We start from the raw sequence: 17110 nt of genomic DNA on the forward strand, positions 1-17110 counted from the left end.
TCAGTCGCCCGGTGTGCGCACCGGGCGTTTCTTTTTCATGGTCACGCCCAGTCCGGCGACGATGGCCACGGCACCCGTCATCATCGACACCGACAGCGTCTCGCCCAGGATCCACGCCGAGGCCAGTACGCCGAACAGCGGCGAAAGCGCATTGAGCATGAGCGCCTTCACGCCCAGCCGCGCTACCACCCAGTTGAACAAGGCCACGCTGACGATGCTCACCAGCACGCCCTGGTAGGCGCTCTGCAGCAGCAGTGCCGAGGCCGGCTTGCTGAAAGTCTGCGTGCCCAGCCACGGCAGCGCCAGCAGCATGCAGGCCAGCGACAGCACTTGCGTCAGCGCCACCGCATCCAGGGGCGCAATCTTCCAGGCGCGATTGAGCATCAGGTAACTCGACCACATCAGCGCCGACAGCACAAACAGCAGATCGCCGCGCCACGCGCCATCGGGAGCCAGTCCGCCGCTGGCGAGAATGCCATTGAGCGCCACCAGTACCAGCCCGGCAAGCAGCAGTAGCACGCCCCACAGGGAGATGCGTTCGCGCTGCCCGAGGGCGAAGCGGCTGATCGCCATGCCGAACAGCGGCGTCAGGGCCGGATGGATCAGCGCGCCATGTGAAGCCGGCGCGTAGTTCACGCCCGCCACCAGCACCAGGCTGAACAAGGGGCCGGACAGCAGGAACAGCACCAGCCCGCGTCCCCAGCCGACACCGCAGGCCTGCCAGAGCCCGCGCCGCCAGGCAAAGGGCAGGATCAGCAGGCCGCTGGTGAGAAAGCGCATCAAGGTCGCATCCAGGGGCGTGAGCCCTTGCTGCAAGCCGTAGCGCGAGATCACGGGCTGTAGGCCCCAGATGAGCGCGACCAGGATGCCGGAGAGGAGGGGAGGAGGCATGGCGAAATCGTTGGATGAAAACCGTACAGTAGGGCAGGGCCGGTTGACTGACTTTCGTACTTGGGTCAAGAATGTTTGAATTTACGCCAAGCTGCGAGGCAAGCTTCGTGGTGGCGGAGTTTCCATCATCGGTGCGTCATCTTTGCATGTACGCCAAGCGAGACCAGACCATGCGCAAGCCTTCTCTCTCCCGTTCCCCGCTGCCTATCGACCGGGTGGACCGCATCGCGCGCCCGGTGGTGGCGGCCGGCGCCGATTACGCGCGCGATTCGCTGCAGGCCTGGCACAGCCATCGCCGGGCGCAGTTGCTGTTCGGGCTGGGGGGATTGATGCAGGTGGTGACGCAGGATGGGGCCTGGGTGGTGCCGCCGCAGCACGCGGTGTGGATTCCTTCCGGGCGCGAGCACCAGAGCCGCATGCTCTTGCCGGTGACGACCTGCAGCGCCTTCGTCGAGCCCGAACATGCGCCGCGCGCCGCGCGGACCTGCCAGGTGCTGGAGGTGCATCCGCTGCTGCGCGAGCTGCTGATCGAAGCCACCCGCATCGATCCGCATTACGCGCCCGACAGTCGCGAAGAGGCATTGATGCACCTGCTGCTCAAGGAGATCGCCCGCGCCCGCGAGATTCCCATGTACGTGCCGCTGCCGCAGGAGGAGAAGCTGGGGGCGCTGTGTCGCGACTTCATGCGATCGCCCTCGATCCGCGCGCGCCCGGCCGAGTGGGCCGAACAATTGCACATGAGCGAGCGCAGCTTCACCCGCAGATTCCTGGCGCAGACCGGCATGGGCTTCCAGCAATGGCGGCTGCGCGCCTGCATCGTCAATGCGATCTCGCGGCTGGCGCTGGGACACTCGGTGACGGCCATTGCCTACGACCTCGGCTACGAACAGCCGGCGACCTTCTCGACCATGTTCAAGCGGATGACGGGATATGTCCCCTCAGCGCATCCGGCCGTGCGCGCATAAAAAAGGCCGGAGCATTTCACTCCGGCCAACCATTCTGCGAGGGATGCAGAAGAGACTATCGATACGCGATGGGGCGATCAGGCCCCTGCCAGGCGCGGCGTCTGCACGGTGCTGCCTGAGGCCATGTAGCGCGCCACCGACAGGTCTTCATGGGCGATGGCAGGGCGGCGGCCCGAGATCAGGTCGGCCAGCAGCTGGCCCGAACCGCAGGACATGGTCCAGCCCAGCGTGCCGTGACCGGTGTTGATGTACAGGTTCGAGACCGGGGTGGCACCGACCACGGGCGTGCCGTCCGGGGTCATCGGGCGCAGGCCGGTCCAGAAGCTGGCTTGCTTCGTATCGCCTGCACCGGGGAACAGATCGTTGACCACCAGTTCCAGCGTGGCGCGGCGCTTGGCCTTGAGGGCCGTGTCATAGCCGACGATCTCGGCCATGCCACCGACGCGGATGCGGTCATCGAAGCGGGTGACGGCGATCTTGTAGGTCTCGTCGAGAATGGTGGAGACCGGTGCGGCCGATGCATCGGTGATCGGCACGGTGATCGAGTAACCCTTGAGCGGATACACCGGAATGCCCGGCAGGCCGGGGATGTCGCGCAGCAGTTGCGGCGAGTAGGAGCCAAGGGCGACCACGTAGCTGTCAGCCTGCACCAGTTCCTTGCCGCAGACTACGCCGGCGATCTTGCCACCGGCCATGGTGAGGGCGTCGATCGCGACGCCATAACGGAATTTCACGCCCAGTTGCTCGGCCATCCTGGCCAGGCGGGTGGTGAAGAGCTGGCAGTCGCCGGTCTCGTCATTGGGCAGGCGCAGGCCGCCGGTGAGCTTGCCGCGTACCTTCTCCAGCGCCGGCTCGGCACCGCCCAGTTGTTCCGGGGTCAGCAGTTCGAAGGGGACGCCGGCTTCCTGCAGCACGGCGATGTCCTTGGCGGCACCCTCGAGCTGTTCCTGCGAGCGGAACAGTTGCAGCGTGCCTTGCTGGCGGCCTTCATAGGGAATGCCGACATCGGCGCGCAGGTCGCGCAGGCAGTCGCGGCTGTATTCAGCCAGGCGCACCATGCGTTCCTTGTTGACGGCGTAGCTTTCGGCATTGCAGTTGCGCAGCATCTGCCACATCCAGCGCAGCTGGTTGAGCGTGCCGTCCGGGCGGATGGCCAGCGGGGCATGTTCCTGGAACATCCACTTGATGGCCTTCAGGGGAATACCGGGCGCGGCCCAGGGCGAGGCATAGCCGGGAGAGATCTGGCCGGCGTTGCCGAAGGAGGTTTCCAGCGCGGGGCCGGGCTGGCGGTCCAGCACGGTCACATCGTGACCGGCCCTGGCCAGATACCAGGCGCTGGTGACCCCGATGACACCGCTTCCAAGAATGACGACGCGCATGCTGAACTCCCCGTTTCGTTGATGCCGCTGCAAAAGGCTTGTGGATTAGAAGATTCAGCTATCATATGGGCGAATAAATAGTATTTGTTTTCATATTTCTTGCTGATTTCATGAAAGTTTCATGAAAATCGCGCTGAAACGGGAAAATTTCATGAGAACTCAGCAACAGTCCATCCGCACCCTCGACAAGCTCGATCACCGCATCCTGGCCGTGCTGCAAAAGGATGGCCGCATTTCCATGAAGGAGCTCGGGGAGCAGGTCGGTTTGTCAGTCACGCCCTGCATCGAACGGGTCAGGCGCATGGAGCGCGATGGTGTCATCAGCGGCTATTACGCGCGCGTCAATCCCGAGTCATTGGGGGCGACCTTGCTGGTGTTCGTGGAGATCACGCTCAATCACAAGTCCGGCAACATGTTCGAGCAGTTCCGCCGCGAGGTGCTGCGCATTCCCGAAGTGCAGGAATGCCACCTGGTTTCGGGCGACTTCGACTACCTCATCAAGGCACGCATCCGGGGCATGGCGGAATACCGCAAGCTGCTGGGCGACATCCTGCTGCAGCTGCCGGGGGCGGCGCAGTCCAAGAGCTATGTAGTGATGGAAGAGATCAAGGAGACGCTGGCGCTGCCGCTGGATGACTGAGCCCGGCAGCAGCCGGTACGGATGGGCGTACGGATAACAGTACAGTGGCCGGACAGTTCCGGTACAGAAAAGCAGACACCCGCAACTTCAGCTACTGTACACATCGTCGGCGAGTCTTTGCGCGCGCGGCTTGACAGGCACTGTGCTTGAATCCGCCATGGCTTCCTGTGCATTCCGGTTGCAGCGTGCGTGTCCTAGACTTCACCTACATTAGGGCCTGTTCACATTCAATCTGTGAGTGCGAGAGGTCGCCAAGCGTTGACTGCCTAGGCGCAGCGACGCGCCGTGGTGGTGCCACGGCAAGGAGCTGCAACAACGGCAGGCGACGCTTGGCGGCCTCTCCCGGAGGGTTGCCCCCAGAAGGCGCGCTGGCCGCGTTGCACGTCAGGGCTGGTGGCACCACCACCAGCCCTGACGCGCGCCTTGCCAGCCCGCCTTCTGGGGGCAACGCATCTCACAGATTGAATGTGAACAGGCCCTAGACTCCACTCCATCCCGAGACATCATGCCTTCCAAACCAAGAATCGAGCAATACAATCAACCCGCAGGCGGCTGGGGCGCACTGAAGTATGTCGCGCTGAACCTGGTCAAGGAACACGTGGCCGACGGCAAGGGTTTGCGTACCCTGTTGTCGCAGAACCAGCCTGACGGCTTTGATTGCCCCGGTTGCGCATGGCCGGACCGCGAGCACACTTCCACCTTCGAATTCTGCGAGAACGGCGTCAAGGCCGTGGCCGCCGAAGCCACCAAGAAGCGTGTCACCCCCGAGTTCTTCGACAAGCACACCGTCACCGAGCTGATGCAGCAATCGGATTACGAGCTGGAAGAACACGGCCGCCTGACGCATCCGATGGTGTATGACGCCGCCACCGACAAGTACAAGAAGATCGACTGGTCCGCCGCCTTCGAGCTGATGGCCAAGCACCTCAATGCCTTGCCCGATCCGGACATGGCGGACTTCTATGTGTCCGGCCGCGCCAGCAACGAAGCGGCTTTCCTGTTCCAGTTGTTCGTGCGCCAGTACGGCACCAACAATTTCCCCGACTGCTCCAACATGTGCCACGAACCCACCAGCGTGGGCCTGCCGGGCACGGTCGGCATCGGCAAGGGCACAGTGCTGCTGGAAGATTTCGATCACTGCGACACGCTGCTGCTGTTCGGCCAGAACCCGGCCACCAACCATCCGCGCATGATGGGCGAGCTGCGCCACGCCTCCAAGCGCGGTGCCACCATCGTGGCCATCAATCCCTTGAAGGAACGCGGCCTGGAGCGCTTTGCCGATCCGCAGAGCAAGGTCGAGATGCTGACCATGGGCAGCACCCGCATCAGCTCCATGTTCATCCACCCCACGCTGGGCGGTGACCTGGCGCTGATCAAGGGCGTCATCAAGCGCACCATCGAACTGGATGATGCGGCCAAGGCGGCCGGTACCGAGCGCGTGATCGACGTCAAGTTCATCGAGGAACACACCGCCGGTTTCGAGGAATTCGCCGCCCAGGCGCGTGCCGAAAGCTGGGATGACATCATCGCCGAGTCCGGTGTCTCCCGCGAAGACATCGAGAAACTGGCCCAGGTCTACGTCAAGGGCAAGGCCGTGATCGCCACCTGGGGCATGGGCCTGACCCAGCACAAGTACGCGGTGGCCACCATCCAGCTGCTGTCGAACATGATGATGCTGCGCGGGAACATCGGCCGTCAGGGCGCGGGCCTGTGCCCGGTGCGCGGCCACTCCAACGTGCAGGGCGACCGCACGGTCGGCATCGACGAGAAGCCGACGCCGGCCTTCCTGGATCGCCTGGAACAGGTGTTTGGTTTCAAGGCGCCGCGCCATCACGGCAATGACACGGTCGGTTCGGTGATGGCCATGCTGGAAGGCCGCACCAAGGTCTTCATCGGCCTGGGCGGCAACTTCGCCATGGCCACGCCTGATACGCCGCGCACCTTCGAGGCCATGCGTTCCTGCAACCTCACGGTACACATCACCACCAAGCTCAACCGCAGCCACCTGGTGCATGGCAAGGATGCGTTGATCCTGCCGACCATGGGCCGCACCGAGATCGACGTGCAGAAGTCCGGTCCGCAGGGCGTGACGGTGGAAGATTCGATGAGCATGGTCCACGTCTCCTACGGCATCAACAAGCCGGCGTCCGAACACCTGATGTCGGAAACGGCCATCGTGGCGCATCTCGCCGAAGCGACGATGAAGTCGCGCAACAATGGTCCGAAGATCGACTGGCTGTGGTACGCCGAAGATTATTCGCGCATCCGCGACGCCATCGAGAAGGTGTATGACGCCTTCAAGGGCTACAACGAGCGCATCGCCAATCCGGGCGGCTTCCACCTGGGCGTGGCCTCGCGCGATCGCGTCTGGAAGACCGGCAGCGGCAAGGCCAACTTCATCGTCCATGAGATCCCCAAGGACACGCCCATCCATCGTGCCCGCGCGATTCATGGCGAGAAGCTGCTGACCCTGATGACCACCCGTTCGCACGACCAGTACAACACCACCATCTATGGCATGGACGACCGCTATCGCGGCGTGTTCGGCCAGCGCCGCGTGGTCTTCATCAACCCGGCGGACCTGCAGATGCTGGGTTTGAAGGATGGTGAATGGGTCGACATCACCAGCGTCTGGGATGACGGCGTAGAGCGCCGTGCCGATGGTTTCCTGCTGGTGGAATATGACATTCCGCGCGGTTGTATCGGCAGTTACTATCCGGAGACCAATCCGCTGGTGCCGCTGGAAAGCTTTGCCGACAAGGCGCGCACGCCCACTTCCAAATCCATTCCGGTGCTGTTGTCGCGTTCGGCGGTGCAGCGCTCGGCAGCGTGATGGAGGCCGGCATGAGCGTCGTCGAGATGCCCGCCCAGGAGGACGCCGATCTGCAGGCCCGCGCGCAGCAGATGGGCGTGCCGCCTGAAGTGCTGCTGATCGTGGAAACCCTGCAGGCGGATGCTGAAGAGAAGGAGGGCGGGGCGCTGTCGCTGGCGCGCTTGTCCAAGCGTACGCAATTGCGCATGAGTACCTTGCGGCGTTTCCTGTCGGCGCTGGAAGAGGCCGGGGTGGTGAAGGTCGAGATGAATGAGGATGGGACCGGCAGTGTGAGCTTGCTGGTGTCGCCTCAGTAAGCATTGCTGACGGAGCGGCTTCGATACGGCGCTCCCGCGCCTACTCAGTCCGAACGGTTGTATGGATGCAGCCGCAAACAAAAATCCGTTCGGACTGAGTAGGCGCAACGCGCCGTATCGAAGGCGCGCAGACTCAATTCACCCTGCCAGTTCCTCCACCAGTTTCCCCACCAGTTTCAACGCCTGCTCGGTCTCCTTGGACCAGGCATAGCTGTAATTCAGCCGAATGAAATGACTGTACCGGTTGGTCGCCGCAAAGATGCGCCCCGGTGCCACCGTGATCCCCAGCGCCAGGCTGCGGCGATACAGTTCCATCGCATCCACCCCCTGCGGCAATTCCACCCACAGCACATAACCGCCTTGCGGCTCGGACACCTGCGTACCTGCCGGGAAGAAGCGCAGCACGAAGTGCCGCATCATGTCGCGCTGCTGCGCGAAGACGCGGCGTACGCGCCGCAGGTGGCGTTCGTAGCCGCCCTGCGTGAGGTATTCCGCGATGGCGCGTTGGGGTGCGGTCGGCGTGGCCAGCGTGTTGAGGAACTTGAGTTTTTCCACCTGCGCCCGATAGCGCCCCGGCATCGCCCAGCCGATGCGGTAGGCCGAGGTCAGGCTCTTGGAAAACGAAGAACAATGCAGCACCAGTCCCTCGCGGTCATAGTTCTTCAGCGATGAAGGATGGGCATTGCCGTAATACAGCTCGCTGTAGACGGCGTTTTCGATCAGCGGCATCTGGTGCTGTTCGGCCAGGCGCACCAGTCTTTCCTTTTCGCTGTCCGGCATCTGGAAACCCAGCGGATTCTGGAAGTTGGGCATCACCATGCAGGCCGCCACCGGCTGCGTCTTCATCCGTTCTTCCAGGACCCCGACATCGAGGCCGCGCTGCGGATCGGTCGGGATTTCCAGGGCCCGCATGCCCAGGCGCTCGATGGCGTGCAGCATGGCGTAGAAGGTCGGGGTCTCCACCGCAATGGTGTCGCCGGGACGGGCCACGGCCTGCAGGCAGAGATTGATGGCTTCGGTGGCACCGACGGTGACGACGATTTCTTCGGGATCGACCTTGAGGCCGTTTTCCAGATAGCGGCGCGCGATCTGGCGCAGCAGGTCCGGATGGCCCGGGGGCAGGTCGTCGAACACGCTGGACTGGCTGGCGTGGCGCGCAATACGGCCGGCGTATTGCGCCAGCCGGTGCGAAGGAAACAGTGCCGGGTTGGGATAGGGTGAACCCAGCGGCACGGTGCCGTCCTGCTGGATGGTCTTCAGGGTGGCCAGTACCAGGCGGCTGACGTCGACCTCGGTGGATTCCTGCCAGGCCGGATGATCGGCCTGCGAGGGCGGCTTGATGACGGGGCGGGGAATGCTCTCGGCCTGTTCGCGCACGAAGTAGCCGGACTGCGGCTGGCTCTCGATGATGCCGCGGCTTTCCAGCAGCTCGTAGGCGCGCACCACGGTCGTGACGCTGACCTTGTGCTGCTGGCTGGCGATGCGCACCGAGGCGATGCGCTCGCCCGGGCGCAGCACGCCGTCGCGGATGGAGGCCGCGAGCTGGTCGGCAAATTGTTTGTAAAGAGGCGTGACGGCCATGGGGCGGGTTTCTTGATGGTGTTAGAGTTGTCGCTTCGCATTTTACAAGGACCGCGCCATGATCACCGTGCATCACCTGAACAACTCCCGCTCGCAGCGCGTGCTGTGGCTGCTGGAAGAGCTGGGCCTGGACTACGAGATCAAGTTTTACCAGCGCGACCCCAAGACCATGCTGGCCCCGCCCGAGCTGCTGAAGGTGCATCCGCTGGGCAAGTCGCCGGTCATCACCGATGGCGAACTCACGGTGGCCGAATCGGGCAACATCGTCGAATACCTGCTGGAGCGTTACGGTGCCGACAGCGGCCTGTTGCCCGCACCCGGCACGCCCGAGCGCCTGCGCTACCGCTACTGGCTGCACTTTGCCGAGGGCTCGGCGATGCCCTGGCTGCTGCTGGGGCTGATCTTCAGCAAGATGCCCAAGGCCGTGCCGGCACTGATCCGCCCGATTGCGCGGATGCTGTCCGAGGGCATGCGCAGCCGCCTGGTGGCACCGCAGATCGAGCGGCAGATGCGCTACATGGAAGACGAACTGGGCAAGGACGGCTGGTTCGCCGGCAAGAGCATCACCGGGGCCGATATTCAGATGAGCTTCCCGGTGGAGGGCATGCGGGCACGTGGCGGGCTCGATGGCCGCCATCCCAATCTGCTCAAGTTCCTCGAAGCCATCCATGCGCGCCCGGCCTATCAGCGTGCGTTGGAGAAGGGCGGGCCTTACGAGCTGCTGCGCTGAGGCCTGCGCATTGCTCCGGTTCAGGCCGGCAGGCTGATGCAGGCTTGCAGGCCCTGGTCGCCCGGCTGGCGGCGGTTGCGCAGTTCCAGCCGGCCACCATGGGCCTCGATGCAGGAACGGGCGATCGCCAGGCCCAGGCCGAAGTTGCCGCCGGAGCGTGCCGGGTCGAGGCGCACGAAGGGTTTGAAGACTTCCTGCAAGTGTTCTTCCGCAATGCCGGGGCCGTCATCGTCGACGAGGATGGACAGGCTGCCATCGTGCTCCACGATCAATGACAATCTCGCCCGCTGGCCGTGGCGCACGGCGTTGTCCACCAGGTTCGACAGCGCGCGCTTGAGATGGACGGGCCGGCAGCGATAGCGCAGGGGAGCGTCCTGCTGCGCCAGGGGGTCATGCGCTACCTTGTTCTGCACTTTCTGCTGCACATTTTTCTGCACGCTGATCTGTACATCGCGGCCTTGGCTGGCGTGCTCCTGAGCAAGTTCCTGCAGCAACGCCGCCAGGTCGATTTCCCGCGTGGCTTCGGCATGCGCATCATCGCGTGCGAAGCGCACGGTCTCTTCCACCATCACCCGCATCTCGTCCAAAGTACGGATCATCGCCGTGCGCAGGGCCGCGTCATCAACCAGTTCCGCACGCAGGCGCAGTGAGGTGATCGGGGTGCGCAGGTCATGGCTGATGGCCGCCAGCATGCGGGTGCGGTCCTCGACAAAGCGGCGCAGGCGTTGCTGCATCAGGTTGAAGGCAGCGCTGACCTCGCGCGCTTCCTGCGGGCCGGTCAGCGGCAGTGGCGCCACCTCCTCGCCGCGGCTCACTCGTTCTGCCGCCTGGGCCAGCGCCTTGACCGGACGCAGGATGCGGCGCAGGAACAAGGCCACGATCAGCAACACCGGCAGGGTGCTCACGGGGACTGAAAACCGCAGTGGCCGGACCCAGCCCTGCGTGATCAAGGGCTGCTGCTGCGTGTTGACCCACAGGCCCGCTGGCGTACGCAGCGCGATGCGCAGCAGGGCCGGGCCATCGTCGGCTTCGCGCAGGCTGATGCGCAACGCCTCGGGCGGCAGGCCCAGTTGCGCCTGCAGTCGCTGGCGCAGCAGATCCTGGTCGCCGCCCTCTTCATGGGCGGCATCGATCTGCGGATCCGGATCGAGCCGGTAGCGCGTGTCGCCATCGCTGGCACGTGCCAGTGCCTCCTGCGCTTGCGCCGCCGGCAGCTGCGCCAGGCGCCAGGCCACGGCGGCGTGCTCGGCCATCTGGTCGCGCGAGATGACGTGGATGCGCGTGCCATTCGGTTGCACCAGCAGCAGTCCGATCAGGTGTGCCGCCACCAGACCCAGCAGCAGCAAGGCCAGCAATTGTGCGGTCATGCTGCGCGGCCAGACTCTCATGGCGTGGCCGGGTCGGCACTCACGCGCGCGGCCAGCAGGTAGCCATTGCCCCAGACCGTCTTGAGCAGACCGGGCTTGCGCGGATCGGGTTCGAGTTTCTTGCGCAGACGGCTGACCTGGCTGTCGATGCTGCGGTCAAAGGCCAGCGCGTCGCTGCCGGCGGTCAGGTCCAGCAGGCGGTCGCGCGACAGGACCGTGTTGGGATGCTCCACCAGCGCCCGCAGCAGGCGATATTCCACGCTGGACAGGGTCACGAGGGTGCCGTCGCGGTCGCGCAGTTCGCGCCGTTGCACATCAAGTGTCCAGGTGTCGAAGACATAGCGCTGCACCGTGCCGGTACTGGCCGCTTTGGCCGGGACCGGCGACTGCCGTCCCACTCGGCGCAATACGCTGCGGATGCGGGCCAGCAACTCATGGGGATCGAAGGGCTTCACCACGTAATCGTCGGCACCGGTCTCCAGGCCACGGATGCGGTCGCTGCTGGCCGCCAGCGCAGTGAGCAGGATCACCGGGGTGCCATGCTGCTGGCTGATGCTCTGGCACAGCGAAAGACCGTCCTCGCCCGGCATCATCACATCCAGCACCACCAGGTCGAATGCCTGCGCCTGCAGCAACGCCCGTGCCTCCGCCGCATTGGCGGCCAGGCTGACCTGCATGTCCTGCCGGCGCAGGTAGGCCGCCAGCGGCTCGCTGATGTCCGCATGATCGTCCACCACCAGGACGTGACGTTGCGCGTGCATGTTCTTGTTCCTTCCCCTCAATGACGGCGGTGCGCGCAATGCGCCCGGATGGGTCGCGCGCACCGTGCGGCTTGCCACAATTTGACAAACTTTTGCCAATTTTAAATGAATATAATTCTCATTCGCAAATCAATCGCCATTGTCCGGGCCGTGCCGGTCCCGTTCGCCTTCCCATGCATCCGCGTCGATGCGGGCTGCCGTCGCCGCCTGCAGGGGCGGACTTGCGCCCGGACCCTGGCTCGTCATCACCACAGGGGAATTCATCATGCATCATCCGCACCATCACCTTCCTGCGCCTGGCGCGCTGTCCGTTTCGCGCATGGCGCAGGCGGTAGCGGCGGCGCTGGCCTTGTACGTCTCCGGTTGCGGCCTGGCCGTGGCGCAGGATGCCGGGGCTGGCCTGAAGGAAGTGGTGGTCACCGCCACCGGCTTCGAACAGGAGGTGGTGGACGCACCGGCCAGCATCACCGTCATCAGCCAGGAGGAACTGAAGAAGCGTCCTTTCCGCGATCTCACCGATGCCCTGCGTGATGTCGAGGGCGTCACCATCACCGGTACGGCCAGCGAGAAGGACATCTTCATTCGTGGCCTGCCCGGTGCCTATACGCTTATCCTGGTGGACGGCAAGCGCCAGAGCACGCGCGATGCGCGGACCAATGGCAATTCCGGCTTCGAGCAGTCCTACATTCCGCCGCTGGAGGCCATCGAGCGCATCGAGGTAGTACGCGGACCGATGTCTTCACTGTATGGCTCCGATGCCATGGGCGGCGTCATCAACATCATCACCAAGAAAGTGGCGCGGCAATGGGGCGGCTCGCTGAGCGTAGACACCACGCTGCAGCAGCACGGCGACTCGGGCGACGCCTATCAGGGCCAGTTCTACGTCAACGGTCCGATCGCCAGCGAGGTCCTGGGCCTGCAACTGTGGGGCAAGGTCTACAAGCGCCAGGAAGACCGCATTCTCAACGGCAATACCAAGGCGCTCGATACTGATTTCACCGCGCGCCTGGCGCTCACGCCCAACAAGAATCACGACATCCTGGCCGAGATCGGCACATCCCAGGTGCGCCGCGACGCCTCCAGCGATCACACGCTGGCCGCGACCCGTACCACCGCCGACAGCTATACGGAAAACCCGCGCGACCACATGGCACTGTCGCATACGGGCCGCTACGGCTGGGCCACGTCGGATGTCTCGATCGCCTACGAGAAGGCGCAACGCAAAACTTATACCGAGAGTCCGGTCGGCAGCGATCGCTACACCCAGGCCACGCGCGCGCCAAAGATCGAGAACCTGGTCCTGGACGGCAAGCTGTCCGTGCCGCTGGGCGCGCACTGGATGGTGCTGGGCGGGCAGTGGAACGAGGCCACGCTCACCGACGTCAATCCGGGCGTGAGCAGCACCCGCGTGCAGGAATTCCGCATTGCCCAGAAGGCGCTGTTCGTGGAGGATGAGTGGAAACTCACCGAGCGCCTGGCCCTGACCGGCGGTTTGCGGCTGGACCACCACGAGGTCTACGGCAACCACTGGAGCCCGCGCCTCTACGCGGTGTGGCATGGCAGCGAGCAGCTCACCATCAAGGGCGGTGTCTCGCGTGGCTTCAAGGCACCGGACATTCGTACCATCGCGCCGGGCTACGCCTACACGACCGGTGGTGCCGGCTGCACCGTCGGTCCCACCGGCACCTGCGGCGTCATCATCGGCGACCCCAACCTCAAACCGGAAACCAGCACCAGCTGGGAGCTGGGCGCCCTGTGGGACAACCATGCCGGCCTCTCCGGCGGTGCCACGCTGTTCTACACCGACTTCAAGGACAAGGTCAGCAATGCCCTGGTCTACAACGCCGATGGCTCCATCGCCCGCTGGTCGGCCAACAACAATTACCGTCTCTGGACCAGCTACAACGTGGATCGCGCCACCATCAAGGGCCTGGAGCTGAGCGGTCGCTGGCAGGCCACGCGCAGCCTGGCTTTCAAGACGAATTACACCTTCACCGATTCGCGCCAGAAGGGCGGCAGCTACGATGGCTATGCGCTGGCCCGCACGCCGCGCCACATGTTCAACCTGCGCGCGGACTGGACCCCGGCCGATGCCTGGACGGTGTGGACCGCGCTGAACTACCACGGCAAGGAAGTCAACGCCGCCGCGCGCGTGGGCACGGCCGGGACCACCATCTCGTCCTCGGGCGTGAAGGAGTACCAAGCCTATACGCTGGCCGATCTGGGCGTGACGCATGAGATCAACCAGCGCACCTCGGTGAGCGCGGCCATCTACAACCTCACCGACAAGCGCCTGGACGAGCAGAGCTTCAACACCGTCGGCGACGGCCGCCGCCTGTGGGTCAGCCTGACCCAGCGCTTCTGATGGTGCCGCTGCTGCCGGGCCGCCGGCGTATCCTGGGGGCGGCGATGCTCGCCTGCCTGCCCATCCGGGCGACGGCCCAGCCGGATCTGTCGCGTCCGCTGGGTCCCACCATCGCTGACACGGGCTCGGCCTGGTATCGCTTCAATCGCTTCACGCTGGGTTCCGTGGATGGTCAGCGCAGCTACCGCATCACCTTGGGCGTGCCGCTGCGTCGGCCACCGCCGCAGGGCTATCCGGCCATCGTGCTGCTCGATGGCAATGCGGCGCTGGCGGCCATCGACGAGCCGCAGTTGCAGGCCTTGCAGGAGGGCTCGCCACCGGTCATCGTGGCCGTGGGCTACGACACGCCGCTGCGCTTCGACGTGGCTGCCCGCGCGTATGACTACACGCCGCCCATCCCGGCCGGTCAGGTCGACGAGGAAACCTCGCGCGGACGACGGGGCGGTGGCGCGACGGTATTCCTGGATCTGCTGCAGGATCGCATCCTGCCCCAGGTGCGCCAGCAGGTGGCACTGGACGCCACGCAACTGAGTCTGTGGGGCCACTCCTATGGCGGCCTGTTCGTGCTGCACGCCTTGTTCACCCGGCCCGGCCTGTTCAGCCGCTATATCGCGGCCAGTCCCTCGCTGTGGTGGCAGGGCGGGGTGATCCTGCAGGAAGAGCGGGGTTTTCCGGGGGCGCCCGGTGCCCGGCTGTGGCTGATGGCGGGGGAGGCAGAACGGCGCGAGCGCATGCCCGCAGAGGCGGACGATGCACGTACCCGCGCCATGCTGGCCGCGCGCGCAGCCATCCCGCCGCAAGCCTTGCCGGAACTGGCCGAGCGGCTGCGCGACCGGCACGGCCTGACGGTGCAGTGGCAAAGTTTTCCGGGACTGGCCCACGGTCCCATGCTGCCAGCCTCGCTGGGACCGGCGCTGCGTATCGCGGCAGGGCTGGCTCCCTGGCCGGGTTTGTATCCTCATGTATCGCAAAGTAAAAGTGCGCCGGGCGGCTAGCGAGGCATGGATGAGTCCAGATATAATTGAGAATTATTATTATTTGGTGCGAGATCCGAGGATCCTCGTCCTGCCCCTCCTTCCCGATTCTGCTGCCGTCTCATGAAGCCCGCTGCCGCCCATTCCCTGCCTGTCGTTGCCGACCAGAAACGCCGCGCCTTCTGGCTCAAGCATCTGCACCAATGGCACTGGATCAGTTCCGGCATCTGCCTGGTGGCCATGCTGGTGTTCGCCGCCACCGGCCTCACGCTCAATCATGCGGCGCAGATCGAGGCCAAGCCGCAGGTCACCCATCGCAAGGCTACGCTGCCCGAATCCCTGCTGGCTCCGCTGCGCCAGCAGGCCGAAGCGGCCGATGCCAAAGGCGGCAGCAAGGCCGCGCTGCCGCCCGCCGTGCGCGACTGGGTCGGCCGTGAACTGGCGGTGACGGTGGATCAGCAGAGCGCCGAATGGTCGGCCGATGAAGTCTACGTGGCGCTGCCGCGCCCGGGCGGGGATGCCTGGCTGCGCGTGGCGCTGGAGGACGGCCAGGTCGAGTATGAGAAGACCGACCGTGGCTGGATTTCCTATTTCAATGACCTGCACAAGGGCCGCAATACGGGCGCGGCCTGGAGCTGGTTCATCGATGTGTTTGCGGTGGCTTGCCTGGTGTTCTGCATCACCGGCCTGTTCCTGCTGCAGATGCATGCCGGCAAGCGTCCGGCTACCTGGCCGCTGGTGGCGCTGGGGCTGGTAGCGCCCTTGCTGCTGGCGCTGGTCTTCATTCACTGAATTCGTCGTTTCCCTTAGCCAGACAGGCCCTTGCGGCTTGCAGCCAGTCATCCTGTTTTCTTAGCGAGGTCCCATGAAGCGTAGCAAGTCCGCCCTGTTGAAACCGACCGCCCTGGCCCTGGCCATGGCGGCGCTGTTTGCCGCTGCCGCCCCGGCCGGCGCAGCGGAGATGAACGTCAAGATTGAAATCCCGACCCTGAACGTGGCCGAATATCATCGTCCGTATCTTGCCGCCTGGATCGAACGCGCCGACCAGAGCGTGGCCGCCAACCTGGCGGTTTGGTACGACGTGAAGAAAAAGGACAAGGAAGGCGAGAAGTGGTTGAAGGACATGCGCCAATGGTGGCGTCGCAGCGGGCGTGAGCAGCAGATGCCCATCGATGGCGTCAGCGGTGCGACCCGTGCGCCGGGTGAACAGAAACTCAATTTCGGCTCCGGCAAGGGACCGCTCGCCAATCTCGCTCCCGGCGACTATGTGCTGATGGTGGAGGCCGCACGCGAAGTCGGCGGCCGCGAACTGGTCAAGGTGCCGTTCCAGTGGCCGCCCAAGGCCGCCCAGAGCGCCAAGGCCCAAGGCAGCAGCGAGCTGGGTGCGGTGGCCCTGGAACTGAAGCCCTGATGGCTTGCCATCTCTGACTCCCCAACAAGATCAACCAGAACAAGGAACCTGCCATGTCGTTTTCCCTCAAGCACTTCGCCGGCCGCTCCATGAAGATCGCCGCCCTGGCCCTGGCCATCAGCCTGCCGCTGTCGGCCCAGGCACACCGCCAGTGGCTGCTGCCCTCGGCCACCGTCCTGTCGGGCAATGAAGCCTGGGTCACGGTGGATGCCGCCGTTTCCAATGACCTGTTCTACTTCGAACACTTCCCGCTGCGCTTGGACGGCCTGGTCGTGACCGGGCCCGAAGGCAAGCCGGTGCAAGCGGTCAACGCCTCCACCGGCAAGTACCGCAGCACCTTCGACGTGCAGCTGAGCCAGCCTGGCACCTACAAGATCGCCGTGGTCAACAATGGCGTCTTCGCCAGCTACAAGGTGGATGGCCAGCAGAAGCGCTGGCGCGGCACCGCCGAGACCCTGGCCAAGGAAATCCCGGCCAATGCCACCGAACTGAAGGTGACCCAGATGAACAGCCGCGTGGAAACCTTCGTCACCGCCGGCAAGCCGAGCAAGGGCGCGCTGGCCCCGACCGGCGTGGGCCTGGAGCTGCAACCGGTGACCCATCCTACCGACCTGGTGGCGGGCGACACCGCGACTTTCCAGCTGCTGCTCGATGGCAAGCCGGCTGCGGATGTGGAAGTGGAACTGGTGCCCGGCGGCATCCGCTATCGCGACAAGCTGCTGGACAGCAAGATCAAGACCGATGCCGACGGCAAGTTCAGCGTGAAGTGGACCGGCCCGGGCATGTACTGGATGGAAGCCAGCGTCTCCGACCAGAAGACCTCGCTGCCACAGGCCACGCAACGTCGTGCCACCTACATCGCCACCATCGAAGTGCTGCCCTGATCGCTTGATTGCTTGATCGCCTTTGATGGCATT

The 17110-nt window shown here is 64.8% G+C and carries 16 protein-coding genes; 10 read left to right on the forward strand and 6 right to left on the reverse strand.

Features of this window, described 5'->3' with window-relative positions; translation table 11 throughout:
- Positions 1 to 891: a DMT family transporter gene (locus tag E2K99_RS08520; protein ID WP_134221961.1), complete on the reverse strand. Its 891-nt coding sequence runs from the start codon at positions 889 to 891 to the stop codon at positions 1 to 3.
- Positions 892 to 1061: 170 nt separating this feature from the next.
- Between E2K99_RS08520 and E2K99_RS08525 the strand changes: the two genes are divergently transcribed.
- The gene (locus E2K99_RS08525; protein ID WP_134221962.1) at positions 1062 to 1856 is read left to right on the forward strand and encodes an AraC family transcriptional regulator; all 795 of its coding nucleotides are present in this window, start codon (positions 1062 to 1064) and stop codon (positions 1854 to 1856) included.
- A 77-nt stretch (positions 1857 to 1933) separates the two neighbouring features.
- Here the strand turns inward: E2K99_RS08525 and E2K99_RS08530 are convergent, their stop codons facing one another.
- Positions 1934 to 3235, reverse strand: coding sequence for a D-amino acid dehydrogenase (locus E2K99_RS08530; RefSeq protein ID WP_134221963.1), 1302 nt, complete (start codon positions 3233 to 3235; stop codon positions 1934 to 1936).
- Positions 3236 to 3386: 151 nt separating this feature from the next.
- Between E2K99_RS08530 and E2K99_RS08535 the strand changes: the two genes are divergently transcribed.
- The 3 genes from E2K99_RS08535 (at position 3387) to E2K99_RS08545 (ending at position 7004) form a co-directional block, all read left to right on the forward strand.
- The gene (locus E2K99_RS08535; RefSeq protein ID WP_026051927.1) at positions 3387 to 3875 is read left to right on the forward strand and encodes an Lrp/AsnC ligand binding domain-containing protein; all 489 of its coding nucleotides are present in this window, start codon (positions 3387 to 3389) and stop codon (positions 3873 to 3875) included.
- A gap of 505 nt (positions 3876 to 4380) precedes the next feature.
- Positions 4381 to 6708 (forward strand): FdhF/YdeP family oxidoreductase, encoded by a 2328-nt coding sequence (locus tag E2K99_RS08540; RefSeq protein WP_134221964.1) that lies wholly within the window; start codon positions 4381 to 4383, stop codon positions 6706 to 6708.
- Positions 6709 to 6719: 11 nt separating this feature from the next.
- Positions 6720 to 7004 (forward strand): helix-turn-helix domain-containing protein, encoded by a 285-nt coding sequence (locus E2K99_RS08545; RefSeq protein ID WP_227022609.1) that lies wholly within the window; start codon positions 6720 to 6722, stop codon positions 7002 to 7004.
- 138 nt (positions 7005 to 7142) lie between these two features.
- On the opposite strand, the gene E2K99_RS08550 is transcribed toward E2K99_RS08545, so the two are convergent.
- Positions 7143 to 8585 carry an aminotransferase-like domain-containing protein gene (locus E2K99_RS08550; protein WP_121039037.1) on the reverse strand — a complete coding sequence of 481 codons (1443 nt, stop codon included), beginning with the start codon at positions 8583 to 8585 and terminating at the stop codon, positions 7143 to 7145.
- 58 nt (positions 8586 to 8643) lie between these two features.
- Here E2K99_RS08550 and E2K99_RS08555 point away from each other — a divergent pair, with 58 nt between their 5' ends.
- Positions 8644 to 9315: a glutathione S-transferase family protein gene (locus E2K99_RS08555; RefSeq protein ID WP_134221965.1), complete on the forward strand. Its 672-nt coding sequence runs from the start codon at positions 8644 to 8646 to the stop codon at positions 9313 to 9315.
- Positions 9316 to 9335: 20 nt separating this feature from the next.
- On the opposite strand, the gene E2K99_RS08560 is transcribed toward E2K99_RS08555, so the two are convergent.
- The 3 genes from E2K99_RS08560 to E2K99_RS25475 all read right to left on the reverse strand — a co-directional run bounded on the left by E2K99_RS08560 (position 9336) and on the right by E2K99_RS25475 (position 11710).
- Positions 9336 to 10703 carry an ATP-binding protein gene (locus E2K99_RS08560; RefSeq protein ID WP_240733877.1) on the reverse strand — a complete coding sequence of 456 codons (1368 nt, stop codon included), beginning with the start codon at positions 10701 to 10703 and terminating at the stop codon, positions 9336 to 9338.
- Positions 10700 to 11443, reverse strand: coding sequence for a response regulator (locus E2K99_RS08565; protein WP_134221966.1), 744 nt, complete (start codon positions 11441 to 11443; stop codon positions 10700 to 10702). Before E2K99_RS08565 ends, E2K99_RS08560 begins: the two co-directional genes overlap by 4 nt.
- 129 nt (positions 11444 to 11572) lie before the next feature.
- Positions 11573 to 11710 (reverse strand): hypothetical protein, encoded by a 138-nt coding sequence (locus tag E2K99_RS25475; RefSeq protein ID WP_166675051.1) that lies wholly within the window; start codon positions 11708 to 11710, stop codon positions 11573 to 11575.
- On the opposite strand from E2K99_RS25475, the gene E2K99_RS08570 reads away from it, so the two are divergent.
- The 5 genes from E2K99_RS08570 to E2K99_RS08590 all read left to right on the forward strand — a co-directional run bounded on the left by E2K99_RS08570 (position 11709) and on the right by E2K99_RS08590 (position 17077).
- A complete protein-coding gene (locus E2K99_RS08570) occupies positions 11709 to 13808 on the forward strand; it encodes a TonB-dependent receptor domain-containing protein (RefSeq protein WP_134221967.1) in 2100 nt (699 codons plus the stop codon). The genes E2K99_RS25475 and E2K99_RS08570 overlap by 2 nt on opposite strands.
- Positions 13808 to 14803 (forward strand): alpha/beta hydrolase, encoded by a 996-nt coding sequence (locus tag E2K99_RS08575; RefSeq protein WP_134221968.1) that lies wholly within the window; start codon positions 13808 to 13810, stop codon positions 14801 to 14803. The genes E2K99_RS08570 and E2K99_RS08575 overlap by 1 nt, the downstream gene beginning before the upstream one ends.
- Positions 14804 to 14905: 102 nt before the next feature.
- Positions 14906 to 15574: a PepSY-associated TM helix domain-containing protein gene (locus E2K99_RS08580; protein ID WP_121039054.1), complete on the forward strand. Its 669-nt coding sequence runs from the start codon at positions 14906 to 14908 to the stop codon at positions 15572 to 15574.
- A 73-nt stretch (positions 15575 to 15647) separates the two neighbouring features.
- Positions 15648 to 16193, forward strand: a complete 546-nt coding sequence (locus E2K99_RS08585; protein ID WP_034333040.1) for a DUF2271 domain-containing protein — start codon at positions 15648 to 15650, stop codon at positions 16191 to 16193.
- Between the two features lie 53 nt (positions 16194 to 16246).
- The gene (locus tag E2K99_RS08590; RefSeq protein WP_134221969.1) at positions 16247 to 17077 is read left to right on the forward strand and encodes a DUF4198 domain-containing protein; all 831 of its coding nucleotides are present in this window, start codon (positions 16247 to 16249) and stop codon (positions 17075 to 17077) included.
- The last annotated feature ends 33 nt before the right edge of the window (positions 17078 to 17110 follow it).

This window comes from Herbaspirillum huttiense (genome assembly GCF_004367745.1).
Classification (GTDB): domain Bacteria; phylum Pseudomonadota; class Gammaproteobacteria; order Burkholderiales; family Burkholderiaceae_D; genus Herbaspirillum; species Herbaspirillum huttiense.